The sequence below is a fragment of the Pseudomonas sp. MPDS genome (genome assembly GCF_013283895.1).
Classification (GTDB): Bacteria; Pseudomonadota; Gammaproteobacteria; order Pseudomonadales; family Pseudomonadaceae; genus Aquipseudomonas; species Aquipseudomonas rhizophila.
This window is the reverse complement of the sequence record NZ_CP054128.1, coordinates 5,835,375-5,861,737: the sequence shown is the minus strand read 5'-3', so window position 1 is coordinate 5,861,737 and position 26,363 is coordinate 5,835,375. Positions and strand designations below refer to the sequence as shown.

Sequence of the window (26,363 nt, the reverse complement as noted above, 5' to 3'; positions counted from 1 at the left end):
TTGCGGGTATTGCTGATCAAGACCTCTTCGCTGGGGGATGTGGTTCACACCCTGCCAGCGCTGACCGACGCGGCGCGGGCGATTCCCGGCATCAGGTTCGACTGGGTGGTGGAAGAAGGCTTTGCCGAAATTCCTACCTGGCATCCGGCGGTGGATACAGTCATTCCGGTGGCGATTCGTCGCTGGCGCAAGAACCTCTGGCAAACCATCAAAAGCGGCGAGTGGCGACGTTTCAAACAAAGCGTGCGTGCCAAGAAGTACGATCTGGTGATCGACGCCCAAGGCCTGCTGAAAAGCGCCTGGCTGACCCGCTACGTCAAGGCCCCGGTGGCAGGCCTGGATAAAGAATCGGCCCGCGAACCCCTTGCAGCGCGCTTCTATTCCCGTCGCCTGGGCGTGGCTCGCGGTCAGCATGCGGTAGAGCGCGTGCGCCAGTTGTTTGCTGTGGCACTGGGTTATGACCTGCCCAAAACCATGGGCAGCTACGGCCTGAATGTCGATCGCCTGGTTGAATTGCCGCGCAGTTACCCTTACGTGGTGTTCCTGCACGGCACGACTTGGGAATCCAAGCACTGGCCTGAGCTCTACTGGCGTCAACTTGTTGAGCGCATGGGCCAGTTCGGCGTCGTGGTGAAGCTGCCATGGGGCAGCCCGCTGGAGAAAGCCCGGGCCGAGCGGATTGCCAATGGCCTGCGCAACGCCCTGGTATTGCCAAAGCTGAATCTGGGTGGGATGGGCAAGGTGTTGGCCGGCGCACAGGCCTGTGTGGCCGTGGACACCGGCCTTGGCCATCTGGCCGCGGCCCTGGATGTACCGACCATTTCACTGCTCGGCCCCACCAATCCGGTGCTGACCGGTGCCTATGGCAAGGGGCAGATTCACCTTGCCAGTGATTTCCCTTGCGCGCCCTGCATGCAGAAACAATGCACTTATCCGCCGACCGCCGAAGATGCCCGTCGGTTTGACCTGAAACGCGAGCAGCCTCTGTGCTTCACGCGTCTGAATCCCGAGCGTGTTGCCAGCCACTTGAGCACGTTATTGGCTGAGGAGCCGCGCTGATGCAATTGGCTTTTGTCCTTTATAAATACTTCCCTTTCGGCGGCCTGCAGCGTGACTTCATGCGCATCGCCCTGGAATGCCAGCGGCGTGGTCACCAGATCCGCGTCTACACGCTGATCTGGGAAGGTGACGTCCCGCCGGGCTTCGAAGTGCTGGTGGCGCCGGTCAAGGCGCTGTTCAATCACCGTCGCAATGAAAAACTCAGTGCGTGGATGGAAAATGACCTGGCCAAGCGTCCGGTCGACCGTTTGATCGGCTTCAACAAAATGCCCGGCCTGGACGTGTATTACGCCGCTGACGGCTGCTTTGAAGACAAGGCGCAGAACCTGCGCAATTCGCTGTACCGGCGTTGGGGGCGTTACCGCCACTTTTCCGAGTACGAGCGAGCGGTATTCGCCAAGGATGCCAAGACCGAAATACTGATGATTTCCGAAGTGCAACAGCCTTTGTTCATCAAGCACTACGCCACGCCGCTGGAGCGCTTTCACCTGCTGCCACCGGGCATCGCCCAGGATCGTCGCCGGCCCGCCGACGCCGATGAGGTTCGCGCCGCGTTTCGTGCCGAATTCGATCTGGCCGATGATGACCTGCTGCTGGTGCAGATCGGTTCCGGGTTCAAGACCAAGGGCGTGGATCGCAGCCTCAAGGCCCTGGCCGCGCTACCTTCGCAGCTTAAAAAACGCACCCGCCTGTTTGTAATCGGCCAGGACGACCCCAAAGTATTCCAATTGCAGAGCGCCGCGTTGGGGCTTGGTGACAACGTACGCTTCCTCAAGGGCCGCAGCGACATTCCGCGTTTCCTGTTGGGCGCCGACCTGTTGATCCACCCGGCGTACAACGAGAACACCGGCACCGTACTGCTTGAAGCGCTGGTGGCCGGCTTGCCGGTGCTGGTCAGTGCGGTGTGTGGATACGCCCATTACATCGCCGAGGCCGACAGTGGCCTGGTCTTGGACGAGCCGTTCGAACAGGCGCAGCTCACCGAGTACCTGGGGCGGATGTTGGGTGACGCCGACGCACGCGCGGCCTGGAGCCGCAACGGTCTGGCCTTCGCCGAGACGGCCGACCTCTACAGCATGCCGCAGCACGCGGCCGATGTGATATTGGCGGAGCACGCACAATGAAATTGATGCTGGCCGAACCGTTCAAGAGCCTTTGGGCCGGACGCGATGCGTTCGCCGAAGTCGAGGCGCTCAAGGGCGAGGTCTATCGCGAACTGGAAGCCCGGCGCACCTTGCGCACGGAGGTGGATGGTCGTGGCTTTTTCGTGAAAATCCACCGTGGCATCGGTTGGCGCGAGATCTTCAAGAACCTGCTGACCGCCAAGTTGCCGGTACTGGGGGCGGGACAGGAATGGAAAGCCATCCAGCGCTTGCAGCAAGTCGGTGTGCCAACCATGACCGCCGTCGCCTATGGCGAGAAAGGCAGCAACCCGGCCGACCAGCATTCGTTCATCGTCACCGAAGAACTGGCGCCGACCGTCAGTCTCGAAGATCTCAGCATGGACTGGGTCAAGCAGCCGCCACAGCCGAAGCTCAAGCGAGCCCTGATCGCCGAAGTGGCGCGCATGACCGGCATGATGCATCGGGCCGGGGTCAACCATCGCGACTGCTACATCTGCCACTTTCTGCTGCACACCGATAAGCCCGTGACCGCCACGGATTTCAAACTTTCTGTGATCGACCTGCACCGTGCGCAGATCCGTCCGGCCATCCCCCTTCGTTGGCGCAACAAGGACCTGGCGGCGCTGTATTTCTCTGCACTGGACATCGGTCTGACCCGTCGTGACAAGTTGCGCTTCCTCAAGGGCTATTTCCAGCAGCCGCTACGGCGGATCCTGGCCGAAGAAGCTTCGCTGCTGACCTGGCTCGAAGGCAAAGCCAACCGGCTTTATGCGCGCAAGCTGCGGTACGGGGGCGCGCTCTGATGTCGGGTTGGGTACTGGAGCCTTCCTACGCTGAGCTGGCAGAGGATTTCGGCAGTCTTGATGCAGTGTTCGCCCTCGAGGGCGAGCGTCTGACGCGGGACCCGCTGTCCGAGGTGATTCGGGTACAGCGCAGCGGCGTGAATTACTATGTCAAACGCTACACCGGGGCCGGCAAGGGGCTGCGGCGATACTTGGGTAAGCCGCGGGTCAAGTCCGAATGGCAGAACCTCAAGCGCTTCGCCAAGTGGGGCATCCCCACTGCCGAAGTCGTGGCCTGGGGGCTGGAGCGACGTGGCGCAGCCTATGACCGTGGCGCGATGATCACGCGCGAGCTGCCGGGCACCGAAGACCTCTCGGCATTGGCAAGGCGTCACGATCCAAGGCTGGCCAATCGTGCCTGGGTCGACGGGGTGAGTCGGCAACTGGCCGGCTATACCCGGACCATGCACGAAAATCGTTTTACCCATAACGATCTGAAATGGCGCAACTTGCTGATCGACGAGCAGTCACGGCTGTTCTTTATCGATTGCCCCAACGGCGATTTCTGGCGCGGCTTCTGGCTCAACTATCGCATCACCAAGGACCTGGCGTGCCTGGACAAGGTCGCCAAGTATCATTTGTCGGCCACTCAGCGCCTGCGTTTTTACCTGCAGTATCGCCAGCGTAACCGGCTCGATGCGTGTGACAAGAAGCGCATCCGTCACGTAGTGAGATTTTTCGAGGGGCGTGAATGACTGATTTTCTGGCGACTGAAGACCAGTCATTGTTGCAACGCCACGGCCTGGATAGCTTCGAAGCCCTTTGGGACCTGCAATTGGATGCGGTGGATGAACCCAACACCGCGGGCGGCGGTTGGAGCAGTGTCTTCCGGCTGGAACTGGAAGGGCGGGGTTATTACCTCAAGCGCCAGAGTAATTACCTCACCAGGACGTGGTCCCACCCCTTCGGCGAGCCCAGCTTTTCCCGGGAGTTTCGCAATATCAGCCGCTACCGCCAACTGGGGATTCCGGCCCTGCAAGCGGTGTTCTATGGTCAGCGCAATGTGGGCGGGGAGGTGCGGGCGATTCTGCTGACGCGTGCCCTGGACGGTTGGGATGACCTGGATTCATTGCTGCAACGCTGGTCCAGCCTGGCGGCGACGCAACGCGCCACCGTCCTGCAGGCTTGCGGGCAGTTGGCGCGACGCCTGCACGGCATGCGCCAGGTCCATGGTTGCTTCTACCCCAAGCACATTTTTCTGCAAGCCACCGCCAGTGGCTATCAGGCGCAGTTGATCGACCTCGAAAAGACCCGGCCGCTATTGTTCGGTCAGCGGGATCGAATCAAGGACCTGGAGCCCTTGCTGCGTCGCGCGCGAGCCTGGAGTGACGACGATGTGCGCCAGATGCTCTGCACCTACCTGGATCAACCGCTCAAGAGTGCACTGGTTGACCGCTGGATGACTCGTCTGACCGCCCGGCGCAGCCATAAGGAGGCTCGTTGATGCATTTATCCGAATTGAAGAACGCCGGCCGCAGTCCCAGCCTGCCTTTGAGCCTGGAGCTGGCGGACGCCGCCGGCCCGGCGCAATTGCAGCTGCTTTCCCTGTTGCGTGTGTTGCCGGGACAGCGCTACGTCGGTGCTGGCGTCTGGCGCGGTCGTCCGGTGTTGGCCAAGTTGCTGGTCGGCAGTAAAGCGGGCAGGCACTTTCACCGCGAACTGCAAGGCGTGCGCCTGCTGGCCGAGCAGGGGCTGACTACGCCGCTGTTGCTGGCCGATGGCCTGAAAGAAGGCGAGGGTGGCTGGCTGCTGTTCGAATTGCTCGAGGGGGCCGAAAGCCTCGGGGACGCCTGGAAACAGGTCGAGGGCCTGCCACTGCTCGCCGACGAACAAACGGCGGTACTGGCCGAGGCGTTGGGAGCGATTGCACAACTGCACAGCAAAGGCCTGTGGCAGGAAGATTTGCACCTGGACAATCTGTTGCGTCACGGCGGCAAACTCTATTTGATCGACGGAGGCGGCATCCGCGCCGAAACCCCGGGCCAGCCATTGTCGCGCAACAAAGTGCTCGAAAACCTGGGGGTATTTTTCGCCCAGTTGCCCAAATCCCTCGAGCCTTTCAACGAAGAGTTGTTGGTGCATTACCTGCTGGGCAACGCCGAGCACGCATTGCCCATGGAGGCGCTGCAAAAACAGATCGACAAGGTGTACGCCTGGCGCCTGAATGACTTTCTGGAAAAAGTCGGGCGTGAGTGCAGTCTGTTCAGCGTGCAGCGTGGTCCGTTCGGTTTGCGAGCGATTCGTCGTGATGAAGAGGCGGTCATGGCGCCGGTACTGGAGCAGGCCGATGCCTTGCTTGACCAAGGCCACTTATACAAGACCGGTGGGTCGGCGAGCGTTGGTAAAGTCGATGTGGACGGGCGCTCTGTGTTGATCAAGCGCTACAACATCAAAAACTTCGCCCACTGGCTCAAGCGCTTCTGGCGTCCGAGCCGCGCCTGGCATGCCTGGCGCGAAGGTCATCGCCTGACGTTCCTCGGTATCGCCACGCCCAAGCCGCTGGCGCTGCTGGAAAAGCGTTTTCTGTGGCTGCGTCGCGGCGCCTACCTGGTGACCGAGCACCTGTCGGGGCCTGACATCATCGAACGCCTGGCCCCTTACGTCGAAAACGGCGCCGCTCCCGAGCCTGAGTTGCTGGCGCTGGACCGGTTGTTCGCCGGCCTGATCCGCGAGCGTATCAGTCACGGCGATTTCAAGGGCCACAACCTGCTCTGGCAGGACGATCGCTGGGCGCTGATCGACCTGGACTCCATGTGCCAGCACCGCAGCCTCTCCAGCTTCACCCCCGCCTATGCCAGGGATCGTGCGCGGTTCATGCGCAACTGGCCGCAAGACAGTGCGTTGTATCAGGTGATTGATCAGCGGTTGCCCAAAAGCTTTTGAAGGGTGCCCCGATAGCTGCTTTGGCACGTCTTCTGTGTAGGAACTGCTGAAGGCTGCGATCTTTGTTTTACCCCTTGAGGTTCAAGGGAAAGATCAAAATCAAAAGATCGCAGCTTCGGCAGCTCCTACGAGGCTTGCCAACGCTTTTAAGCTATAATCCCGCCCTTTAGCTGCCCCGCGCCCCGGCGTGCGGCACATCTTTTTTCGAGGCGTTTGTCGCCTCGCATGCAGACATTAAGAGGCTAGACCCCTGTGGCATTGACGATTCTTGGCCTGTCCGGCGCCCTTAGCCATGATCCCTCCGCAGCGCTGTACATCGACGGCAAGCTGATCGCGGCGGCCGAGGAAGAGCGCTTCGTACGCGATAAACATGCAAAGAACCGCATGCCCTACGAGTCGGCGAAGTTCTGTCTGGAACAGGCCGGCATCAAGCCGTCCGACGTCGACGTGGTGGCAATCCCGTTCGCCCCGATCAGCCTGTTCGGCGAAGCGCGCTGGCATTACGCCAAGCGTTACTGGTACGCCCCGGATCGCGCCCTCGATGCGATCCTGATGGGCAACCGTCGCTACAAGCGCTATCGCCGCAAGATTGTCTGGTGCCTGGAGCAGCTGGGTTTTGATCCGAAAAAGATCAAGATCGAGCCGGTCGAGCACCACCTGGCCCACGCCTCCAGTGCGTACCACTGCTCGGGCTTCCAGGAGAAAACCGCGATCCTGGGCATCGACGGCAAGGGTGAATACGCCACGACCTTCTTCGGCTACGGCGAAAACGGCAAGATCCACAAGATCAAGGAATTCTTCGACCCGGACTCCCTCGGCGGCCTGTATGGCGCGATCACCGAGTTCCTGGGTTTCGAGATGCTCGACGGTGAGTTCAAGGTCATGGGCATGGCGCCTTACGGCGATGCCAGCAAGTACGACTTCTCGCGTCTGGCCTCGTTTGAAAACGGCGAACTGGTGATCAATACCGACTACGCCAACGTGATCGGCCTGCGGCGCTATAAAGAGAAGGGCAAGGGCTTCTACTTCTCGCCGAAGCTGATCGAATGGCTCGGCCCGAAACGTGAAGGCGACATCGCCGACGAGCCGTACATCCACTACGCGGCCAGCATGCAGGCGCTGTTCGAGAAGCTTGCGCTGCAGATGATTGACCACTATCTGGGCGACGTGCTCAAGGAAACCGGCAAGCTGGCGTTCGCCGGTGGCTGTGCGTTGAACGTCAAGCTGAACCAGAAAATCATCGCCCGTGACGACGTCAAGGAACTGTTCGTGCAACCGGCTTCCGGCGATGCCGGCACCGCCGTGGGGGCGGCAGCTTATGTGTCCCACGCCCGTGGCGTGCCGGTGGAGAAGATGGAACACGTCTACCTCGGCCCGGCCTACAGCAACGAAGACGTCATCGCCGCCTGCGCCCGCCATCCGAGCAAGCCTGCGTGGCGCAAGATCGACAACACCCCTGAGCGCATCGCCAAGATCATGGTCGACGGCAACCCGGTGGCCTGGTTCCAAGGGCGCATGGAGTTTGGCCCGCGTGCCTTGGGCGGTCGCTCGATCATCGGTTGCCCGAGCGCCAGCGGCGTGGCCGATCGCATCAACGAACAGATCAAGTTCCGCGAGCGCTGGAGGCCTTTCTGCCCGTCGATGCTCGACACGGTCGCACCGCAGATGATCAAGGTCGATCATCCCGCGCCGTTCATGACGTTCACCTTCGAAGTGGCTGAAGAGTGGAAAACCCGCGTGCCGGAAGTCGTCCACGAAGACGGAACATCCCGGGCCCAGGTACTCAAGCGTGAATACAACCCACGCTATTACGACATGATGAAGGCCCTGGAAGTACTGACCGGCAACGGCGTGTCCCTGAATACCTCACTCAACCGCCGTGGCGAACCGATGATCTGCTCGCCTACGGACGCTCTGAATATGTTCTTTGGCTCTGACCTGCAATACCTGATCATGGAGGATATTCTGGTGGTCAAAGACGGCGTGGATGCATATGACACGTTCGGCTGAGCGGCATGTATTGCAGTTCTGTCACGGTTACGATGGGCCGTTCCTCGACTGCGCCCGTCAGTATGCCAGTCTGTTCGCAGGCACTGGCTATCGCGTGACGACAGTGTTTCTTACCGGGGCGGCCGATACGGAAGTGGCCGCCCGTTGCGCCTCTGACGAGGTGCTGTTCATGGAGTACAGCTCCAGTGCCATCAGAGGCTTGAAGCTGGGCGCGATCAGCGATTTGAGAAAGATTGCCGCCTCGCGCAATTTCAGTTTTTGCATCGCCCATCGCTTTAAGCCGATCTACATCACCTTGCTCGCTACCGGTCTGCCGGTGATCGGAGTGCACCACGCGTTGGGGGACTATCAGCGGTTGACCAGACGGGTGTTCGTCCAGTTTTTCCGCAAACGCCTGAGCCTGCTTGGTGTCTCCGATGCAGTGCGTGACGACATTCGTCGTCTCTTGCCGAAATGGCCGGCTAGCCGGATCCAGACCCTCTACAACCGTATCGACCTGGAAGCCGTACAGGCTGGCCTGGTGTCCCGGGACGAAGCGCGGCATAGCCTGGGGTTGGATGCCCAGGCCTGGATTGTCGGCAATGTTGGCCGTCTGCACCCGGACAAGGACCAGGCCACGCTGTTGCGAGGTTTTGCCCTGGCGCTGGAGTATTTGCCCGCCAATAGCCAGTTGGTGATTCTCGGCAAGGGCCGTCTGGAACAAGACCTTAAGGAACTGGCGCTGGAACTGGGCATTGCCGACCGTGTGCTGTTCCTCGGTCAGGTGCCTGAAGCGCGTCGCTATTTTCGCGCCTTTGATGTATTCGCTCTGAGTTCTGACCATGAGCCGTTCGGCATGGTGCTGCTCGAAGCCATGGCCGCCGGTGTGCCGCTACTGGCCACCGCCTGCGGTGGAGCAAAGGAAGTGGTGGAGGGTGTCGGCATTTTATTTCCGCTAGGCGATGCCGAGCATATGGCGCAGGGACTGCAACACTTGGCGGCCATGGACGAGTTGCAGCGTCGCAGGTGTGCAGAGCTGATGCTTGATCGCTTGCGTGAACGCTTTTCCGATCGGGCTGCTCGTGAGGCTTTCTGGCGTTTGCCTATGGTCGCCGAACTGGCGTCAAGGGCCTGATCCAATAAGATCCGCAGTTGGCGTCGGCGTAGCAGCCTCGCATGATGAGGCGGGGAAGTCCGCCCGGCGCGATACCGGGTTATTTATCAAGTCGTTCGGTGCCGCAAGGAAGACGATGAAAGTTTTATTTTTGGTCCAGAAAGAGCAGCGGGCCATCCTGGACCGCCTCTATGAAGGCGTGGCAGCCCATTGCGAGTGTGACCTGCGCTGGCTCGACAGCAATGAGCAGCGTAACTTGCGAGGGTATTTCCGGCGTCACGTGGACGTATCGCGTTACGATCGGATCGTATTTTTCCTGCGCTTCAAGCAGGAGATCCGCCAGGCGGCATTCATTCGCACGATCCCGAATCTGGTGATCCTGGAACACGACGCCTATCAGAACTACATTGCGTGCAAATACACGGGCAAGTTCAGTGCCCATTATCGTCGTCTGCCATGGGTGCGGGTCATCAGCTCCGGTTTCATGGTTGCTCAACGTCTTCGCACCGAAGGTTTCGATGCGGTGTTCGTACCCAAAGGCTACGATCAATCGTTATTGCAAAATCAGAATCGCGAGCGGGATATCGAACTGGCCTTTGTAGGAAGCACCAACAGCGCCGCCTACAGTGGGCGCAAGATACTGCTGGATGAGTTGGCACGCGTTGAGCCGCTGGTGGTAACCCGCACCAAGTCCGGGGAAGAGTATTGCGAGACCCTGAACCGCATTCGTTTTTTTGTCAGCGCCGATGTGGGTATGGGCGAGTTCATGATCAAGAATTTCGAAGCCATGGCCTGTGGTTGTGTGCTGCTGGCTTTCGATCAGGGGGTCGATGAAGCGCGTGCGCTGGGGTTGCAGGACATGCATAACGTGGTGTTGTATTGCGACGTTGCGCAGCTTCAGGAAAAGCTTTACCGACTGCGAGCTGACCCCGAACTGGCCCATCGTATTGCGCGCAACGGCCATGAGCTGGCGCTGGAACAGTTCAGTTTCGCACGCATCGGGCAAAAAATCGTTGAGGCACTGGAGCCGCCCTTGCGGCCTCGTGCACCGTTGAGTCTGCTGGAAAAATTGCGCCTGAAATTGGGCGTTTGACGGGAACCGTTCAGCCATCTGGCGTTCGGATGGCGTTTGACTAAATGGTATTTCAGGTGCAGTTTTCCGACGAAAGTGACATTACCCTGGTGGTGACCAGTTGCGGTCGGCTCGATCTGCTCAAGCGAACCCTTGAGAGCTTCGACCATTTCAACACCGCGCCGATTCGTGAAGTCTTCATTACCGAAGATGCCGGCGACGAGGGCGTAAATGCAGTTATCCCAGCGCATTGGAAGGATCGCTGTACCGTATTAGTCAATCGACCGAAGCTGGGGCAATTGGCGTCTATTGACCTGGCGTACGGGCATGTGAAGACCCCTTACATCTTTCACTGTGAAGACGACTGGGAGTTCTATCGCCCGGCCTTTGTAGAAGACTCGCGCAAGATTCTCGAATTACGTCCAGAGATCCTACAGGTATGGCTGCGCAACTATGTTTACGACCTGTGTGTACACAGCCCTTACATTCGCCTGGGCGAGCGTGAGATCGTCGGCGGCGTGCCGTGTTATCCGCTTATATCCGACAAGCCCGAGTGGCAGAGTTTTTCCCTCAATCCCGGCCTGCGACGCCTGAAGGAGTATCAGCTGTGTGCCCCGTTTGCGGGCTATGGCGGCGAGAAGGCACTGTCGCTTCGCTATGCGCAACTGAACTTGACGGCGGTCACGCTGGAAGGGGATGCTGTTTTGCATACCGGATTCGGCGTCCATGTCGAAGTCCCTGTCGAGCGTCAGCGCAAAGCGCGTCGCAGACGCAGAGAGCAAATCAAGCTCTTTCTGGTTCTTTTGCTCGGAGTCTGCGTTGGCTGGATTATCAATTATTAGATGTCTCGAAGCACGAATCCTGGTCGGCGATAAAAGGTTTGCTGCTTGATGAGCATTATCAATGTTATGTGGGCAGGCGGTTTGCCGTTTGCTTCGGTACACAAGGTCCATCATCAGATCCTTTCGCGAATCGAGCCTGGGATGCCCGTAAAAACTTGGCTTTTGCAGGGGGCGGCTTCTGACTGTCAGGTCGATGTCGGGCCCGCGCATGAGTGGAATCTGACGTCAGCCCGACTCAAGGGGCGGCACATCTGGCGCCTGTTCAGACCCTGGATGCGAAGCCGTTTTCGGGAGGCTTTGCTCGACAGTGATGCCCGCGTGGTATTGCTCGATGGCCTGGGCGTGGCCCGGACTCTCTTGCCTGTGCTCAAGGACATGCCTCAGATCCGCGTGGTGGTGATCTTCCATGGCGCGACACGCCTGCACATTACAAGCCGTGAGTTGCTGCGCGGGTTTCCCGCTTCGCGCCTGAGTCTGGCGGCAGTCTCCGAGACCTTGGCTACGTCGCTGCAGGACGAACTCGGCCTGCCGGTCGTTGCATTACGCAGCGCGTTCGATCCGGTTGCCTTTCAGGCTTCACTCAAGTCCCGTGAGGAGGCTCGCGCTCGTTTGGGTTTGTCCTCTGCAGATCGGCGTGTATTTGGTGCCGTCGGCCGGCTGGTGGGTAAAAAGGGATTTGCCAGCTTGTTGGACGCGTTCGCGCGAGCGGCGTCGGGCCATGGCGATTGGCGCTTGGTCATTGTAGGTGAAGGGCCGAGACGCGATGCGCTCCAGGCTCGGATCGCCCAGCCGGATCTTGTTGGCAAGGTCTTGTTGACTGGGCATCTGGAGGATGTCGCGACGCTTTATAAGGCATTCGACTGGGTGTTGATTCCGTCACTCGACGAAGGGCTTGGTCTGATCCTTCAGGAAGCAATACTGGCAGGCATCCCGGTACTGGCCAGCGAAATCGCTGTATTCCGTGAGCAACTGGGGGATACCGGCTGGTACGCACCGGTCAATGACGAAGTGGCATGGAGTGAGGTGATTACGCTGGCCTCACAGGCTCCAGCCGACGCCGTGGCGCAGGCCCAGTACCAGGCGCTGGCCCCTGAGCAGGCTTGGCTGAGTTTCAGCCAGACTGCTCGGGAGTTGATCTCAGGCAGACAGTAAGGCGCTTTCCAGTGCCTGCATGGGAAAGCTCTCGTTCAGGTTCTCCCTGGCAATATAACGAGCGAAATGTTGCAGGTTGCGACGCACAAGGCGGCGTGGCAGTGGGGAGCGCAGGAAGCGCATGTCGGCCACGTCGATCAGTCCCAGCTTGTTCTCAGGAGTGACGACGATGTTACCCAGGTGCAATGAGCGAAAATAAATGCCACGAGCGTGAAGGCTGCGAATCAGCTCGACCAGTGTCGGAAGGGTCTGCTGCCAACTGAAGTTTTCCTGATTCGATAGTTGACGCAGGGTTTTTCCTGGCAGAGGTCGATACAGCACGGCGGTCATGCCGGGCTTTTGCAATTTGTAGAAGGCCAGCACTTCGAGCGTAGGCACGCCGAGTTCCTGCAATCGGGTCGCGTTGTTGATGAACCGCGCTGAATAAGGCCGTAAAAGGGCCGAAGAAAAAAACCGCTTGAGGCGAAACAATTTGAGGATATTCCCATCCTGCAACAGATAGACTTTCGGGCCGTGGCCGTCGGCCTCCAGAATACTGGCGCCTTCAATCAATTGATTCAAAGCGGCTTGGGGAAGCCGTGAGGATTGCATCGTAGGAAAGCCTTGTTGAAAAAAGAACCGGTGCCGTAGCGGGCCATGATGCCCAAAAGTTTGTGTTTTAACCATGCCGGTTTTGGCTGGTAGACCGTTTAGGAGCGATAGATGTACGCGACGCGTTGGGCACAGGTGTGGATGGCCTTTGGCTTGTTATGGTTTTTGATGGCGATAGCCCTGGCACCGACCAACAAGGTCTATCAGCAAGGTTTGATCGCGTTTCTCTGGTTGCCGGTGATTATCTTCGCTTGGTCAGCGCGCCATCGGCTGTTGGAGGTGTGGCGTGCCCAGCGGTTGATTTACCTGGCGCTTCTGGCGTTGGCGGCCTGGGCGCTGATTACACTGTTATGGTCCGAGGTGCCGGAGCCAGGCCGCGAAGCCAAGCGACTGCTCTATATCCTGGCGTTCCTGTTGTTTTTCCCAATCCTTGCCAATCGTCAGCCCGAGCGAGTGATTCGTATCATGCAGTGGGGAGGGCTGGGGCTTGCGCTCGTCGCGCTGGTGTCGATTGTCGACTTCTACGGCATTGAAGGGCGCAACTGGGTGGCGCGCCTGGAGGGGTTGGGCAAGCTTTCCCATCCGATCCTGGGCACCTACGTGATTGGGCTGGCGGCGGTCTGGATGCTGCACTGGGTGCCGCGCCATATCGGGTTGCAGGTACTTTGGGCGTTGGCGTTGGCTGTGCTGGGTGTCTTTGTTGTGATGTCCCAGAGTCGCGGCGCGGCCCTGGCCTTGTTGCTAAGTGTGCTGGCAATGCCTCTTTACTGCACCGACCAGCGTACACGGGTCATCGCCGCCATGACTGTGGTGCTGGCCATGCTGACCTTCTGGTTGCTTGAGCCGCTGGTGATGGCCAGAGGTGCGTCCTATCGGCCCGAGATTTTAATGTCGAGCCTGCATATGATCGCCGAACGGCCGTGGGGTGGCTTGGGGTTGGCGGGTGACTACAGGGTCGCGACTCCAGGCCACTCTTTTGATCACGCGCATAACCTGTTCAGCCACGTTGCCATTCAGCTCGGGCTGCCTGGGCTGCTGCTTTGGTGCACTGTCTGGTTCGCTGTGCTGCGTGAAGCCTGGCGTGCCCGGGACACCCTGCTGGGCCGAGGCGTGCTGGGCATGTGGGTATTTTCATTCCTGGCGATGCAGTTCGACGCCGCGAGCCTGACAGGAACCCCTCGCGCGGAATGGTTCATCAGTTGGCTGCCGATCGGCTTGGCCGGGGTTTTGGTCTGGGCACGGGCCAAGCCGGGCGCCTGTGATAAAGTTCCGTGTTCTTCTTAATCAGTGAGCTCGACAATGAGTGACGCACCGCCCAAAACGGAACAGGATTCCAGCCTGAAGATCTATTTTCGTTTGCTGGGATACGTCAAACCCTACGCTGGCATTTTCCTACTGAGTATCCTGGGCTTCGTGATATTTGCGTCCACCCAACCCATGTTGGCGGGGATTCTCAAATATTTTGTCGATGGTCTGAGCAATCCCAATGCGGTGCTCTTTCCCACCGTTCCGTATCTCAAGGACTTGAAACTGCTGATGGCGGTGCCGCTGCTGATCATTCTGATCGCTGCCTGGCAGGGCCTGGGGTCGTTCCTGGGAAACTATTACCTGGCCAGGGTATCCCTGGGACTGGTGCACGACCTGCGGGTCGAACTGTTCAACAAGCTGTTGGTGCTGCCTAACCGCTACTTCGATACGCACAACTCCGGGCATCTGATTTCCCGAATCACGTTTAACGTCACCATGGTTACCGGCGCCGCCACCGATGCTATCAAGGTGGTGATTCGTGAAGGTCTCACTGTGGTCTTCCTCTTCGCTTACCTCGTCTGGATGAACTGGAAGCTGACGCTGGTGATGTTGGCGATCCTGCCTTTGATTGCATTAATGGTGAGCAGCGCCAGTAAAAAATTCCGCAAGCAAAGTAAAAAAATCCAGGTGGCCATGGGCGACGTTACTCATGTCGCGTCCGAGACCATCCAGGGGTACCGCGTAGTGCGCAGTTTTGGTGGCGAGGGCTACGAAAAGCAGCGCTTTGCCAATGCCAGCCAGGGTAATACCGATAAACAACTGCGCATGACTCGCACCGGCGCTGTCTATACACCCATGCTGCAACTGGTGATTTACACCGCCATGGCGGCTCTGATGTTCCTGGTGCTTTTTCTGCGTGGCGATGCGACGGCCGGCGATCTGGTGGCCTACATTACCGCGGCGGGCTTGTTGCCCAAGCCGATTCGCCAGCTTTCGGAAGTCAGCTCCACCATCCAGAAAGGCGTGGCCGGTGCTGAAAGCATTTTTGAACAACTGGACGTCGAGCCGGAAGTCGACAGGGGAACGGTCGAGAAGGAGCGCGTCAGCGGCCGTCTGGAGGTTCGCAATCTGAGTTTCACCTACCCTGGCGCTGATCGGGAGGTGCTCAAGGACATCAGTTTCACGGCGGCACCTGGGCAGATGATTGCACTGGTGGGGCGTTCAGGTAGCGGTAAGTCGACCCTGGCGAGCCTCATCCCGCGCTTCTATCACCATGACGTCGGGCAGATTTTTCTCGACGAGGTGGAAATAGAAGACTATCGCCTGCGCAACCTGCGTCGACATGTCGCCCAGGTCACCCAGCACGTCACACTGTTCAACGACACGGTGGCCAACAATATCGCCTACGGGGATTTGGCCGGCGCGCCACGGGCCGATATTGAGAAGGCGGCTGAAGACGCCTACGCCATGGACTTTATTGCGCAGCTGCCCAAGGGGCTGGACACCGAGGTGGGTGAAAACGGCGTGCTGTTGTCCGGCGGGCAGCGTCAGCGTCTGGCCATTGCCAGGGCCCTATTGAAGAACGCACCGTTGCTGATTCTCGATGAAGCCACGTCGGCCCTGGATACCGAGTCCGAACGGCATATCCAGGCCGCGCTGGATCAGGTCATGAAAGGCCGCACTACGCTGGTCATTGCGCATCGTTTGTCGACCATCGAAAAGGCCGATCTGATCCTGGTGATGGATCAGGGCCGGATTGTCGAGCGTGGTGTTCACAGCGAGCTATTGGCGCAGAATGGCTATTATGCTCGTCTCCACGCCATGGGATTGGACGCTCCCACTCAGGACATCGCCTGAGTACGGGTCAAGCCTGTGGGGGGCTGTGCTCCTGCAGGCATTTGTATCTAATCGCTTACTTGTAGTGACCAACCCACAATAAATCTATGACCCGCGCTTGATATGGTTCCGACTACAGGAAGTCCTGCTGAACGAATTTTGGATCATTAGGGGGTAACCCCCGGCGCGCGGGTATTCGAATGCTGCAACGTTATCTCTGGAAGCTGCTGCCCAAGTCGCAGCGCTCCTTCTTGTTGGGACGCTTGTCGGTGGTTGACCGACAGATCGTGAACAAATCGATGTCAGCCAACTGCCGCTTCCCCAAAGCCTTCACGCAGCGCGCTTGTCTGTTCATCCATGTGCCCAAGTGCGCCGGAAGCAGCATTTGCACGGGCATGTTCGATGGCTACAGCCCGGGTCACTTGCCGCTGTACTGGTACCAGGAGCAATTTCCAGAGCAGTACGCGGGCAGCTTCAAATTTGCTTTTGTCCGTGACCCGTTGGAGCGCACATATTCGGCCTATGCTTTCCTGCGAGGGAATACGTTGGGAGCACGCGATCATGCCGCACAAAACCTGGTAAGTCATTATCGGGACTTCGATGATTTCGTCGCCCGCTGGCTGCATCCGGAAAACATTACACGGCAATTGCATTTCACCGCCCAGACGGATTTCCTCACCGACTCCCTTGGCCACTTGGCGATGGACTTCATCGGTTATCAGGAGTACCTGAGCCGTGATTATCAAAGGGTGTGCGAGCATTTGGGGTTGACTGCAACGTTGCCCCACGTAAATCGTACCCAGCAACGCGTGGCGTTGCCGGTCCGGGAAATCTGCTCTGTGCGTACCCGCCGTTTGGTACGGCGAGTGTATCAACGTGACTACGAGATGCTCGGCTATGAATGAAACGTCAAAGGTGTTGATGCCAAAGTCAGAGATTGGCCCTTGCGCACTGGCTGTTGCGCCAAAGGACCGGGCCGCGATCAAGTCCCAGAGGCCGCGTTGTATCTGGCTGACTGGGCTATCAGGTGCGGGCAAGTCTGCGCTGGGCAATGCTTTGGAGGTGCAGCTCAACCAGCAAGGCTTGCACACCTGCCTGCTCGACGGCGACAACCTGCGCCGGGGGTTGTGCCGTGACCTGGGGATGGACGCCGAGGCGCGCAAGGAAAATATCCGCCGGATTGGCGAAGTGGCGCGCTTGATGGTCGATGCCGGCCTGATCGTGATAGTGGCAGCAATCTCCCCGTTTCGCGCTGATCGGGAGACGGCGCGAAAATTGTTCCCTCAGGGCGTCTTTCTGGAGGTTTATGTAAGCACGCCTTTTGAAGTTTGCGCCCAGCGTGATCCCAAGGGGTTGTATCGGGAAGCGCGCGCCGGGCGGATCAAGAATTTCACCGGGCTCGACAGCCCCTACGAGGCGCCGCTGTCGCCCGACTGTGAGATCGATACCAGCGAGGTGGAACTGGCCCAAGCCGTTGGCCGACTTTCGGCACTGCTGCAAAAGGAATGAAAAAAGCGCAGGTCAGGAGGGCCATGGACGAGCCTTCGCCAACCCTGTGCTAATATCGCGGCCCTGTTCATTTTGTATGTGGGATGCTCCATGAAGTTGTCCATGCCGCGATTCGATCAAGCCCCTGTATTGGTGGTCGGCGATGTCATGCTCGACCGCTATTGGCATGGCGGTACCTCACGGATTTCCCCTGAGGCGCCGGTTCCGGTGGTCAAGGTCGAACACATCGAGGACCGTCCCGGTGGTGCCGCCAACGTTGCCTTGAACATCGCCGCCCTTGGTGCACCGGCCTCTCTGGTGGGGGTGACCGGTGACGACGAAGCCGCCGACAGCCTGACCAATAGCCTCAATGGCGCCGGCGTGCGGGCGATATTCCAGCGGGTTGCGCACCAGCCGACCATCGTCAAGCTGCGGGTCATGAGCCGTCACCAGCAACTGTTGCGGATCGATTTCGAAGAACCGTTCGCCACCGATCCCCTGGCCCTCGGGGCGGAGGTCGATAACCTGCTCGAAGGCGTCAAGGTGCTGGTGTTGTCGGACTACGGCAAAGGTGCGTTGAAAAACCATCAGGCGCTGATCCAGGCCGCTCGTGCCCGTGGCATTCCGGTACTGGCTGACCCCAAGGGCAAGGATTTCTCGATCTACCGCGGCGCGAGCGTGATCACGCCGAATCTCAGCGAATTCGAAACCATCGTCGGCGGTTGCGCCGATGAGCACGAACTGGTGAGCAAAGGCGCACAGCTGATGCAAGACCTCGACCTCGGCGCTTTGCTGGTGACCCGTGGCGAACATGGCATGACCCTGTTGCGTCCCGATCATCCGGCGTTGCACCTGCCGGCGCGTGCCCGTGAAGTGTTCGACGTGACTGGTGCCGGCGATACCGTCATTTCCACCCTGGCCGCAGCCATCGCCGCCGGCGAGGAACTGCCCCATGCGGTGGCCCTGGCGAACCTGGCGGCGGGCATTGTCGTCGGCAAGCTCGGTACTGCCGCCATCAGCGCCCCGGAGCTACGCCGCGCGATCCAGCGCGAAGAAGGCTCCGAGCGGGGCGTGCTGGGCCTGGAGCAATTGCTGCTGGCCGTCGACGACGCCCGTGCCCACAACGAGACAATCGTTTTCACCAACGGCTGCTTCGACATCCTGCATGCCGGCCACGTGACCTATCTCGAGCAGGCCCGGGCCCAGGGGGATCGCCTGATCGTCGCGGTCAACGACGATGCATCCGTGAGTCGTCTCAAAGGACCTGGGCGGCCGATCAACAGCGTCGACCGGCGCATGGCGGTCCTGGCTGGTCTTGGCGCGGTGGATTGGGTGATCAGCTTCAGCGAAGGCACGCCGGAAAACCTGCTGCGCGAGGTCAAGCCGGATGTGCTGGTCAAGGGCGGTGATTACGGGATCGATCAGGTCGTGGGAGCGGACATTGTCGCGGCCTACGGCGGCACTGTGAAGGTGTTGGGGCTGGTGGAAAACAGCTCGACGACGGCGATTGTGGAAAAGATCCGCAATCACTGAGCCTTTGCTGGTGACAATGTGTCAGGCAATGCGCCAACCTGTGGGAGCGAGCCTGCTCGCGATAGCGATGTGTCAGCCAAATCGAGGCTGACGGGTCCAACGCCATCGCGAGCAGGCTCGCTCCCACAGGGCCCATCACCAACTCGATGACGTTAACGAGCCACCTTGCGCGGCACAATCTTCTTGAGCAATTGCCGGGCCTTGCCCCTCAGCCGGGTCAGCCCCGACTCCTTGCCCGGTGGCGTCAGCCCTTGCTGGTGCAGCCAATCCTTCCAGCGAATCCGCTCGTCTCGTACCAGCCAGCCGTCCTGCCTGGCAAAACTCTCCGCCAGGTACAGCCCGCGGGTGCTGGCCGGGTACAGTTGATCCTTCTTCAAGGTGTACAGCTCGGGCAAGGGTTGGCCGTCCTGTAGCGGCATCAGGTAAAGATCGGGTCGCTTGCGGTCCAGGCGCGCCACCAGTTGGTCTCCCTCCAGGCGCTCATCCACATGAAACAGGCTCAGGGACTTGGCTTCCTTAGGCACATCCAGGCGCAAATCGTAAATCAGTTGCAGCGAGGCCGTCGGCAGGTGCACGTAGGCGCGTGGTCGCTCGATCAGTTGCAGGTTGGCGCTGCGCACTGGGCGGGCCGAACCGGACAGCGGCGTCAGGCGAAACGGCAAGGCTTCACGATAATGCAGGGCGGTGGCGTAGGGCGCGGGCAACCAGGTGTCATTGAAGCGTCCGCCAAGCCAGCCCTCGGGGGTTTCCAGAAGGCATTCTTCGGCAATTTCACTGATGGCGGTGAGCAGCGGCAGGTTCAGCTCATGGGCCGGGACATAACCGGAAATCAACTTGAGCACCACGTCGCCGCGGTCCTGTCGACGCTGGCGCACCAGCACCCAATAGTCGCGGTTCTGCCAGTGCAGGGTCAGGCGCACCGAGACACCGAGGTTTGCCAGTTCCAGGGAAAAACGCTCGGGGTCGTCCACCGTCACCGGACGGCGCCGCTGCAAGGTCTGGGAAAAATTCAATGGCATCCCGACGCTCTGGTAAGTCAGGCCTTCGGGTGTCGCTTCGACGAACAGGGGCAGGGTCTTGAAGTTGCTGGGGTTTTTTCTGATGAGCGTGCGCGGCATGTCGGCTCCTTCCTTAAGGCCGCGCAGGGCGGCGTCAGTTTTTACGTAGGACCTTGGCTACGGTCGCGACGTTATGGGCGAGGTGCAGCGGATTGATGGTGCCGACAATAGCACTGGCGACACCGGGATGTTCAAACAACAGTTCGAAGCTGGCCCGGACCGGGTCCACGCCAGGGTTCAGGCAGACGTGACCGCTGGCCAAGGCTTTCTTCACCAGAATGGCCTTGCCATGCAAGGCTGCGTAGTCAATGACAGTCTTCTCGTTTCGTTCGTTCAGATTGTAGGTGACCATCGCGCAATCGCCTTGCTCCAGGGCTTTCAAACCGCCCTCGACGGTTTTGCCGGAAAAACCGAAGCCGCCGATCTTGCCCTCGCGCTTGAGCGCCGCCAGGGTTGGGTAGACCTCGCTGTCGTTGAGGATCGCCAGGTCGTTGCCGTCGGAGTGCACCAGCACCATGTCGATGTAGTCCGTTTCCAGGCGCTTGAGGCTGCGTTCCACCGAGAGTCGGGTGTGGGCGGCACTGAAATCGTGGTGCGACTGGCCGTCACTGAACTCTTCACCGACCTTGCTGACAATCACCCAATCCTGACGCTGGCCGCGCAACAACGGGCCCAGGCGTTCTTCGCTGCGGCCATAGGCCGGCGCGGTGTCGATCAGGTTGATGCCCAGGTCACGCGCCAGTTTGAGCAGCATGCGCGCTTCGTCGTCATCGGGAATCTGGAAACCGTTGGGGTATTTGACCCCCTGGTCGCGGCCGAGCTTGACGGTCCCCAGGCCCAGGGGTGAAACCCGCGGGCCGTTATTGCCCAGCGGGCGATGCAAGTCGTGCAGGGTCGGTTGGCTCATGGCAGCAGTTGCTCCCAGGCCGGGATGCCCATGGGCGGTTTCTGCAGGTCCGGCAATGGCGCCGGATGGCTGGGGGTGATGCCATCGCGTTGCAGCGTGGCGATCACTCGATCGGCAAAGTCCGGGGCCAGGGCCAGTTTGGTCGGCCAGCCCACCAGCAGGCGATCCTGTTCGGCGAGAAAGGCGTTGTCCGGGCGGGTCAGGCCCGATTGCAGCGGTTCGGCGCGGTCGACCCGCAGCGTGGCCCATTGTGCGGCGCTGAGGTCGACCCAGGGCAGCAATTGGCCAAGTTCTTTCTGGGCGGTAGCAATCTGCGCGGCGGGCTCGCGGGCCACGCCGTCGGCTTCGGCAATGTCGCCGCCCAAGTACCAGACCCATTGGCCATCGGCGGCCGGGTGGGTGGTCACGGTGATGCGCGGCTTCGGCCCGCCCCCCAGGCAGTGAGCGTACAGCGGCTTGAGGCTCGGTCCCTTGACCAGCACCATGTGCAATGGCCGACGCTGCATGGCCGGTTGCTCCAGGCCCAGGGCACTGAGCAGATCGGCGGTGCCGGCCCCGGCGCTGAGGACGATACGCTGGGCGCGGATCTCGCGGCCATCAACCTTGAGGCCGATCAGTTCGTCGCCGTCGCGCAACGGCTCGATATCTTTGCCGGCCAGCAAACCATCGCCGGCCAGATCTGCCAGCCGCGCAAGCAGGCTGGGGACGTCCACCACCAACTCGGCCAGGCGATAGACCTTGCCCTTGAAGCGCTTGTCTTGCAGGGCCGGCGGCAGTTGCTCGCCCTTGACCTGATCGACCCGCCCACGCACGGCCTTGCTGGCGAAGAAGCTGGTGAGGTTGCCGGCCAGGGTGCCGGGAGACCAGAGGTAGTGAGCTTCGGACAGCAGGCGCACGCCGGACAGATCCAGTTCGCCCTCGCCGGCCAGGGCTTCGCGCCAGCGGCGCGGCATGTCGGCGATGGCTTCCGAGGCGCCGGTGAGGGCACCGTGCAAGGCGTACTTGGCGCCACCATGGATGATGCCCTGGGATTTGATGCTCTGCCCGCCGCCGAGGCTGGCGCTTTCCACCAACACAGTCGAAAAGCCCTGGCGGCGCAGGCGCGCATTCAGCCAGAGGCCGGCGACTCCGGCGCCGACAATCAGAACGTCGGTGGAAATAACGGATGGCATGCAGCGACCTCAGTGTTCAAGACGAGGGCGCAGTATACAGACTCGATGGATGGAGTTTTCGCCGCTCAACCTGTGGGAGCAACGCTTGCTCGCGATACCGGCGCCTCGGTTCCAGAGAGACCGCGTCATTTTATCGCGGGCAAGCCTTGCTCCCACAGATTTCTCCTTGCCGCACATGTGCTATCAGCCCCACTAATCCATGTTTTCAGTGCCCGGCAGTCTTGGAAAACAGCTGGATCACCACCACCCCCAGTACAATCAACGCCATCCCCAGCATCGCCGGCACGTCCAGCTTCTGCCCGTAGATGAACAGCGCCGCCACGCTGACCATGACGATCCCCATTCCGGCCCAGACCGCATACGCCACGCCCACCGGAACGGTGCGCACCACCAGGGTCAGCATCCAGAATGCGATGCCGTAGCCAGCGATCACCAGCAGCAGAGGCAGGGGTGTGCTCAAGCCTTTGATCGCTTTCATCGACACGGTGGCGATCACTTCGGCGCAGATGGCGATGGCCAGGTAGTAGTAAGCGTTCATAGGCGAAAATCCTCTTGAAGGGTGCGTCTTTCTGTGTGGACATTTTAGGGCACGGTCAGATGGGGTAAAGTCATTACCTATCTGTATACGAGATAGGTCGGGGCATGAGTGTTCTGTGGAATCTGGAGCAGCTGCGGCTGTTTGTCGGTGTCGCCGAGAAACGTTCGTTTTCCGCCGTGGCGCGGGACCAGCGCAAGGCTCAATCGGCCATTAGCAGCGCGATTGCGTTGTTGGAAACCGACCTGGGCGTGACGCTGTTCGAGCGCAGCAGTGGCCGCCAGCCGAAGCTCACCGAAGCCGGCGAGGCCTTGTTGGAAGAGGCGCGGGAAGTGCTGCGCCAGTGTGAGCGTCTCAATGGCCGGGCCCTGGCCCTGATGCGCGGTCAGGAGGCGATGTTGCGCCTGGCTCAGGATGAGGCGATGCCCTATCAGCCGGTCATCGACAGCCTGGCGGCCCTGGCCGAGCGGTTCCCGACCCTCGAGGTACAACTGGCCAGCGCCGCGCAGGGCGATGTGGCGCGCAAACTGGTGGAGCGCCGCGCTGACCTGGGGTTGTTGTTTTATCACGACCAGATCCCCGAAGCGCTGGAGCGCCGGGTGCTGGGCAGCGTCGAGATGGTCACGGTCTGTGGCAGGGGGCATCCACTGGCGAGCCATGATTACGTGACCTGCCTGGAAATGGCCCGGCATCGGCAATTGCTCATGGCGACCCAGTCCAGTGTCTACCCCGGGAGTGAACAGGCCAGCCCGCAGGTCTGGCGCGCCGACAGTTTCTACGTCTTGGCCGAATGGCTGAGAAGCGGCCTGGGCTGGGCGTGGCTGCCACGGCATGTGGTGCAGTACCCGGCGTACCTGGGGGATATGGTCGAGCTCAACAGTGAGTGGACCCCGCCGGCCCTGGTGGTGGAGCTGGTCTGGCGCCGCGATGAGCCGTTGGGCCCGGCCGCGCGCTGGCTGGCGGAACGTTTTGCCGTGCAGTTGCAGGCGATCGGCTGAAAACCCGATAAACTCCGCCGCCATGAACAGAACTCTCTATAGCGCATTGTTTTATCTGGGGCTGCCACTGGTAGCGATTCGGCTCTGGTTGCGGGCACGCAAGGCGCCGGCCTACGCCCGGCGCATCGGCGAGCGTTTTTCCTGGGGGTTGCCGGTGATGGTGCCGGGAGGCATCTGGGTCCACGCCGTGTCGGTGGGCGAGAGCATTGCCGCCGCGCCGATGATCCGCGCCTTGCTGCAACGTTATCCACAGCTGCCGATCACGGTCACCTGCATGACGCCCACCGGTTCCGAGCGCATCCAGGCGTTGTTCGCCAACGAGCCACGCATCCAGCATTGCTATTTGCCCTACGACTTGCCCTGCGCGGCCAACCGTTTCCTCGATCGGGTTCGGCCGGTGCTGGCGGTGATCATGGAAACCGAGTTGTGGCCCAACCACATTCATCAATGTGCCAGGCGCGGCATTCCTGTTGCCTTGGCCAACGCACGACTGTCGGAGCGTTCTGCGCGCGGTTATGCACGTTTGCCCAAACTCACCCGGCCAATGCTCGCCGAGATGAGCCTGTTCGCTGTCCAGACCGAAGCCGAGGCCGAGCGCTTGCGCCAGTTGGGTGCCCGGGCGCAAACCGTCGAGGTCACCGGTTCGATCAAGTTCGACCTGACCATCGATCCGCAACTGCTGGAAAGCGCCAGCGCCTTGCGCCATGAGTGGCAAGCGACGGAGCGCCCGGTGTGGATCGCCGCCAGTACCCATGAAGGCGAAGATGAGGTGGTGCTGGCCGCCCACCGTCGGTTGCTCGCCAGTTATCCCGATGCGTTGCTGATCCTGGTGCCGCGCCATCCCGAGCGTTTCGATTCAGTGCATCAATTGTGTGAGAACGAAGGTTTCGCCACGGTGCGGCGTTCCAGCGCACAGCCTGTCACTGCCCAGACCACGGTGCTGTTGGGCGATACCATGGGCGAGCTGTTGTTTCTCTACGCGCTGGCCGACAGCGCGTTTGTCGGCGGCAGCCTGGTACCCAACGGCGGCCATAACCTGCTGGAACCGGCGGCACTGGCCAAACCGGTGCTCAGCGGGCCGCACCTGTTCAACTTCCTCGAAATTGCCGCGCAACTGCGCGAGGCCGGGGCGCTGACGGAAGTCGAAGACGCCGAAAGCCTGGCCTTGGCGGTACAACGCCTGTTCGAACTGCCTCGCGATGCCCAGCGCATGGCCGAGGCGGGGCTTGCGGTGATGCGCACCAATCAGGGCGCGTTGCAGCGGTTACTGGAGGGGTTGGGGCGGTTGATCGACTGAGTATCTGTGGGAGCAACGCTTGCTCGCGATGCAAGCGCCCCGGTTCCAGGGCGATCGAGTTGTATTCATCGCGGGCAAGCCTTGCTCCCACAGGGAGGTTGCTGAGGGGGCTTCCCTCCGAGGGGTTACTGCGTCGGCCGCGAGCGCAGTTGCTCCGCCGCAGCCTGTGCCAGATCCGGCGGTAGAAAGTCCTTGTCCGGGTTGTAGTCGGGTTTGAGATAGCGCGACAGGTCCTGCAGATCCGACGGGCTCAACGTACCCGCTGCCTGCTTGAGCCGCAGGTTGTCGAGGATGTAGTCGTAGCGGGCGTTGTTGTAGTTGCGCACCGAGGTGTACAGCTGACGCTGGGCATCGAGTACATCGACGATGTTGCGCGTGCCCACCTGGTAACCGATCTCCGTGGCTTCCACTGCGCTCTGGTTGGAGATGATGGACTGGCGGCGGGCCTGGACCTGTTCCACATCGGTATTCACCGCCCGGTGCAGGTTGCGGGTGTTCTCCACCACCTGCCGGCGCAGGGCCTCGCGCTGTTGTTCGGTCTGAGTCAGTTGCGAGTAGGATTCGCGAACCTGAGAGCTGGTCAGCCCGCCGCTGTAGATCGGGATGCTCAATTGCAGGCCGATGGTGCGTTGCTCGGCATCGCCACCATAACGCTGACCGGTGGGGCTGGGGTTGGTAAAACCGAGGCCATCGTTGTCGCCTTTTTTGTATTGGGCGATCGCATCGAGGGTCGGGGCATGCCCGGACTTGCGCTGACGCAGGGTGTCCTCGGCGGCCGTGACGGCGTAGTTGCTGGCCAGTAGATTGAGGTTCTGCTTGGCGGCCGTATCGACCCAGGCCTTGGCGTCGTTCGGTGCCGGCGGCAGGATCGGCAGCGTGTGGACGATGCCCTGGAGCGAGTTGTACTGACGGTTGGTCAGGGTGATCAGGGCTTCGAAGGCGTCGTCGACCTGCCGCTGGGCCAGGATCCGGTTGGCTCGCGCGGTGTCGTAGCTGGCCTGGGATTGCAGCACGTCGGTCTTGTCCGACAGACCCACGTCGAAGCGCTCGTTGGACTGGTCGAGCTGACGCTTGAACGCCGCTTCCTCGGCCTTGGTCGAGGCCAGGTTGTCCTGGCTGCGCAGCACGTTGAAATAGCTCTCGGCGCTTTGCAGGATCATGTTCTGTTCAGTGGCCGAGAGTTGCAGCGACGCTTGTTCGTTGACCGACTTCGCCGCCTGGAACTGAAACCAGCGATCGGCACGGAAAATCGGCTGGGACAGCGTGGCCTGGTAGACCGTACCGCTACGGGAGGCGGTCATGGCGGGCTCGTCGAGCTCGGTACGGGTGTTGTTCAGGTCGGCACCGGCCGACAGGTTGGGTAGCAACCCGGCGCGCGCCTGGGGCACCACTTCTTTCTGGGCGCCATACTGGGCGCGGGCGGCGGCCAGGTCGGCGTTGTTGTCCACCGCTTCCTGGTACACGCTCACCAGATCGGTTTTGGTGGTCAAGGGCGCTTCGGCAGCCCAGGCCATTCCATTGGACGCACAAGACACGGCAAGGGCCAGTGAGAGTTTGCGCAGCATGAGGCGTTCCCTACTTCTCAAATGATTGCGCACAAGAGGCGCGGCGTAGCGAGTGTAG

The 26,363-nt window shown here is 60.6% G+C and carries 24 protein-coding genes; 18 read left to right on the top strand and 6 right to left on the bottom strand.

Annotation, left to right across the window (positions count from 1 at the left end):
- The 11 genes from waaC (at position 1) to HQ912_RS26010 (ending at position 12,077) form a co-directional block, all read left to right on the top strand.
- On the top strand, positions 1 to 1,059 hold the full coding sequence (gene waaC, locus HQ912_RS26060) for a lipopolysaccharide heptosyltransferase I (protein ID WP_047225909.1): 1,059 nt from the start codon (positions 1 to 3) through the stop codon (positions 1,057 to 1,059).
- Positions 1,059 to 2,183 carry a glycosyltransferase family 4 protein gene (locus HQ912_RS26055; protein WP_047225908.1) on the top strand — a complete coding sequence of 375 codons (1,125 nt, stop codon included), beginning with the start codon at positions 1,059 to 1,061 and terminating at the stop codon, positions 2,181 to 2,183. The genes waaC and HQ912_RS26055 overlap by 1 nt, the downstream gene beginning before the upstream one ends.
- A complete protein-coding gene (gene rfaP / locus HQ912_RS26050) occupies positions 2,180 to 2,986 on the top strand; it encodes a lipopolysaccharide core heptose(I) kinase RfaP (protein ID WP_047225907.1) in 807 nt (268 codons plus the stop codon). The genes HQ912_RS26055 and rfaP overlap by 4 nt, the downstream gene beginning before the upstream one ends.
- Positions 2,986 to 3,720 carry a lipopolysaccharide kinase InaA family protein gene (locus HQ912_RS26045; protein WP_076382932.1) on the top strand — a complete coding sequence of 245 codons (735 nt, stop codon included), beginning with the start codon at positions 2,986 to 2,988 and terminating at the stop codon, positions 3,718 to 3,720. Before rfaP ends, HQ912_RS26045 begins: the two co-directional genes overlap by 1 nt.
- The gene (locus HQ912_RS26040; RefSeq protein ID WP_076382930.1) at positions 3,717 to 4,469 is read left to right on the top strand and encodes a lipopolysaccharide kinase InaA family protein; all 753 of its coding nucleotides are present in this window, start codon (positions 3,717 to 3,719) and stop codon (positions 4,467 to 4,469) included. The genes HQ912_RS26045 and HQ912_RS26040 overlap by 4 nt, the downstream gene beginning before the upstream one ends.
- Positions 4,469 to 5,908, top strand: a complete 1,440-nt coding sequence (locus HQ912_RS26035) for a lipopolysaccharide kinase InaA family protein (RefSeq protein WP_173407454.1) — start codon at positions 4,469 to 4,471, stop codon at positions 5,906 to 5,908. Before HQ912_RS26040 ends, HQ912_RS26035 begins: the two co-directional genes overlap by 1 nt.
- Positions 5,909 to 6,160: 252 nt before the next feature.
- Positions 6,161 to 7,918 carry a carbamoyltransferase gene (locus HQ912_RS26030; RefSeq protein ID WP_047225903.1) on the top strand — a complete coding sequence of 586 codons (1,758 nt, stop codon included), beginning with the start codon at positions 6,161 to 6,163 and terminating at the stop codon, positions 7,916 to 7,918.
- Positions 7,902 to 9,032, top strand: a complete 1,131-nt coding sequence (locus tag HQ912_RS26025; RefSeq protein ID WP_047225902.1) for a glycosyltransferase — start codon at positions 7,902 to 7,904, stop codon at positions 9,030 to 9,032. Before HQ912_RS26030 ends, HQ912_RS26025 begins: the two co-directional genes overlap by 17 nt.
- Before the next feature lie 115 nt (positions 9,033 to 9,147).
- Entirely contained in the window at positions 9,148 to 10,104 is a 957-nt protein-coding gene (locus tag HQ912_RS26020) for a glycosyltransferase (protein ID WP_047225901.1), read from the top strand.
- A gap of 56 nt (positions 10,105 to 10,160) precedes the next feature.
- Positions 10,161 to 10,925, top strand: a complete 765-nt coding sequence (locus HQ912_RS26015; RefSeq protein WP_047226185.1) for a hypothetical protein — start codon at positions 10,161 to 10,163, stop codon at positions 10,923 to 10,925.
- A gap of 48 nt (positions 10,926 to 10,973) precedes the next feature.
- Positions 10,974 to 12,077, top strand: coding sequence for a glycosyltransferase (locus HQ912_RS26010; protein WP_047225900.1), 1,104 nt, complete (start codon positions 10,974 to 10,976; stop codon positions 12,075 to 12,077).
- Here HQ912_RS26010 and HQ912_RS26005 read toward each other — a convergent pair.
- Positions 12,063 to 12,668: a lipopolysaccharide kinase InaA family protein gene (locus tag HQ912_RS26005; RefSeq protein ID WP_047225899.1), complete on the bottom strand. Its 606-nt coding sequence runs from the start codon at positions 12,666 to 12,668 to the stop codon at positions 12,063 to 12,065. The two genes, HQ912_RS26010 and HQ912_RS26005, sit on opposite strands and share 15 nt — an antisense overlap.
- 111 nt (positions 12,669 to 12,779) lie before the next feature.
- On the opposite strand from HQ912_RS26005, the gene HQ912_RS26000 reads away from it, so the two are divergent.
- The 5 genes from HQ912_RS26000 (at position 12,780) to hldE (ending at position 18,773) form a co-directional block, all read left to right on the top strand.
- On the top strand, positions 12,780 to 13,952 hold the full coding sequence (locus tag HQ912_RS26000) for an O-antigen ligase family protein (RefSeq protein ID WP_047225898.1): 1,173 nt from the start codon (positions 12,780 to 12,782) through the stop codon (positions 13,950 to 13,952).
- 15 nt (positions 13,953 to 13,967) lie between these two features.
- On the top strand, positions 13,968 to 15,773 hold the full coding sequence (gene msbA, locus HQ912_RS25995) for a lipid A export permease/ATP-binding protein MsbA (RefSeq protein ID WP_047225897.1): 1,806 nt from the start codon (positions 13,968 to 13,970) through the stop codon (positions 15,771 to 15,773).
- 179 nt (positions 15,774 to 15,952) lie between these two features.
- On the top strand, positions 15,953 to 16,657 hold the full coding sequence (locus HQ912_RS25990) for a sulfotransferase family 2 domain-containing protein (protein ID WP_173407453.1): 705 nt from the start codon (positions 15,953 to 15,955) through the stop codon (positions 16,655 to 16,657).
- The gene (cysC, locus tag HQ912_RS25985; RefSeq protein ID WP_173407452.1) at positions 16,650 to 17,261 is read left to right on the top strand and encodes an adenylyl-sulfate kinase; all 612 of its coding nucleotides are present in this window, start codon (positions 16,650 to 16,652) and stop codon (positions 17,259 to 17,261) included. Before HQ912_RS25990 ends, cysC begins: the two co-directional genes overlap by 8 nt.
- A 90-nt stretch (positions 17,262 to 17,351) precedes the next feature.
- Positions 17,352 to 18,773, top strand: a complete 1,422-nt coding sequence (gene hldE, locus HQ912_RS25980) for a bifunctional D-glycero-beta-D-manno-heptose-7-phosphate kinase/D-glycero-beta-D-manno-heptose 1-phosphate adenylyltransferase HldE (RefSeq protein WP_047225895.1) — start codon at positions 17,352 to 17,354, stop codon at positions 18,771 to 18,773.
- A gap of 152 nt (positions 18,774 to 18,925) precedes the next feature.
- Here hldE and HQ912_RS25975 read toward each other — a convergent pair whose 3' ends face one another.
- The 4 genes from HQ912_RS25975 to HQ912_RS25960 form a co-directional block, all read right to left on the bottom strand.
- Complete coding sequence (locus HQ912_RS25975; RefSeq protein ID WP_047225894.1) at positions 18,926 to 19,891, bottom strand: hypothetical protein; 966 nt, start codon at positions 19,889 to 19,891, stop codon at positions 18,926 to 18,928.
- Between the two features lie 34 nt (positions 19,892 to 19,925).
- The gene (locus tag HQ912_RS25970) at positions 19,926 to 20,738 is read right to left on the bottom strand and encodes an aldo/keto reductase (protein ID WP_047225893.1); all 813 of its coding nucleotides are present in this window, start codon (positions 20,736 to 20,738) and stop codon (positions 19,926 to 19,928) included.
- Positions 20,735 to 21,910: an NAD(P)/FAD-dependent oxidoreductase gene (locus tag HQ912_RS25965; protein WP_076382920.1), complete on the bottom strand. Its 1,176-nt coding sequence runs from the start codon at positions 21,908 to 21,910 to the stop codon at positions 20,735 to 20,737. Before HQ912_RS25965 ends, HQ912_RS25970 begins: the two co-directional genes overlap by 4 nt.
- A gap of 205 nt (positions 21,911 to 22,115) precedes the next feature.
- A complete protein-coding gene (locus HQ912_RS25960) occupies positions 22,116 to 22,448 on the bottom strand; it encodes a DMT family transporter (RefSeq protein WP_047225891.1) in 333 nt (110 codons plus the stop codon).
- A gap of 104 nt (positions 22,449 to 22,552) precedes the next feature.
- Between HQ912_RS25960 and HQ912_RS25955 the strand changes: the two genes are divergently transcribed.
- Both HQ912_RS25955 and waaA read left to right on the top strand, forming a co-directional pair.
- Complete coding sequence (locus HQ912_RS25955; protein WP_047225890.1) at positions 22,553 to 23,443, top strand: LysR family transcriptional regulator; 891 nt, start codon at positions 22,553 to 22,555, stop codon at positions 23,441 to 23,443.
- Between the two features lie 22 nt (positions 23,444 to 23,465).
- Entirely contained in the window at positions 23,466 to 24,740 is a 1,275-nt protein-coding gene (waaA, locus tag HQ912_RS25950) for a lipid IV(A) 3-deoxy-D-manno-octulosonic acid transferase (protein ID WP_047225889.1), read from the top strand.
- 125 nt (positions 24,741 to 24,865) lie between these two features.
- Here the strand turns inward: waaA and HQ912_RS25945 are convergent, their stop codons facing one another.
- The gene (locus tag HQ912_RS25945; protein WP_047225888.1) at positions 24,866 to 26,305 is read right to left on the bottom strand and encodes a TolC family outer membrane protein; all 1,440 of its coding nucleotides are present in this window, start codon (positions 26,303 to 26,305) and stop codon (positions 24,866 to 24,868) included.
- Positions 26,306 to 26,363 lie beyond the last annotated feature (58 nt).